The sequence below is a fragment of the Acidiphilium sp. PM genome, assembly GCF_000219295.1.
GTDB lineage: Bacteria > Pseudomonadota > Alphaproteobacteria > Acetobacterales > Acetobacteraceae > Acidiphilium > Acidiphilium multivorum.
The window spans coordinates 1-1,059 of sequence record NZ_AFPR01000357.1; the positions used below are offsets into that span (position 1 = coordinate 1).

2 protein-coding genes are annotated in these 1,059 nt (G+C 70.4%); both read right to left on the minus strand.

Going from position 1 to position 1,059, the window contains the following annotated elements:
• Positions 1-601 (minus strand): four-carbon acid sugar kinase family protein (locus APM_RS12620; protein WP_039888580.1); only part of this gene is annotated, 601 nt, incomplete at its 3' end.
• On the minus strand, positions 598-1,059 hold a 462-nt coding region (locus APM_RS12625), incomplete at its 5' end, for a TIM barrel protein (RefSeq protein ID WP_007423762.1). The genes APM_RS12625 and APM_RS12620, both read right to left, overlap by 4 nt.

Genomic DNA, 1,059 nt, shown 5'->3' on the forward strand with positions numbered 1-1,059 from the left:
CGACGATGCAGGCCCCCCTGCCCTCGCCCAAAGCCGCATCGAGCGCCGCCGAAATCGCCGCCGCCCCGCGCTCGACGACCTCGAACGGCACGAGGCCGACCGGGCGGGATGACTGGCGGGCGAGCACGCGGAGGAGGTTGGAATCCCGCATCGGGTTGAGCGGATGGTCCTTGAGCGGGCTTTCGGCGAGCGGCACGGCGCCGACGAAGAGATGCCCCTGGTAGACGGTGCGGCCGGTTTCGGGAAAGGCCGGGCAGACCGGCACGCAGAGGCCGCCGGCACGGGCCGCCAGCGCCTCGGTCACCGGGCCGATATTGCCCGCGTCGGTCGAATCGAAGGTGGAGCAGATTTTATACATGACATGCCCGGCCCCCCGGGCCGTGCAGTATTCGGCGGCGGCGAGGGCGGCGGCGACGGCCTCCCGCGCCGGCACCGAGCGGATCTTGAAGGCGACGACGATGGCGTCGATCTCCGGCAGGGCAAGGCCATCGGCGGGGATGCCGATGGTCTGCACCGTGCGCAGGCCGTTGCGGCTGAGCGTGTTGGCGAGGTCGGAGGCGCCGGTATAGTCGTCGGCGATGCAGGCGAGGCGCAGGCTCATCGTCCGCGCCCCGCGAACCAGGCGAGGCCGTCCTCGGTGCGGCCGCGCGGGCGGTATTCGCAGCCGACGATGCCGGCATAGCCGAGCCGGTCCAGCTCGTCGAAGAGGAAGGGATAGTTCAGCTCCTCGCCATCCGGCTCGTGGCGCGAGGGGACCGAGGCGATCTGCACATGACCGATCTGGCGGATCAGCCGGCGCAGCCGCATCGTCACGTCGCCGTGGATGATCTGGCAATGATAGATGTCGAACTGGAGGCGGACATTGCCGATGCCGAGGCCCGCGATGAACGCGGCCGCCGCGTCGATATCGTTGAGGAAATAGCCCGGCATGTCGCGCCCGTTGATCGGCTCCAGCAGCAGGTCGATGCCGTGATGGGCCAGCGTCTCGGCGGTGCGGATGACGGCGTCGCGATAGCGCGCGCGGGCGGCGGGGTCGGCGGGGTCGGCGATTCCGGCCAT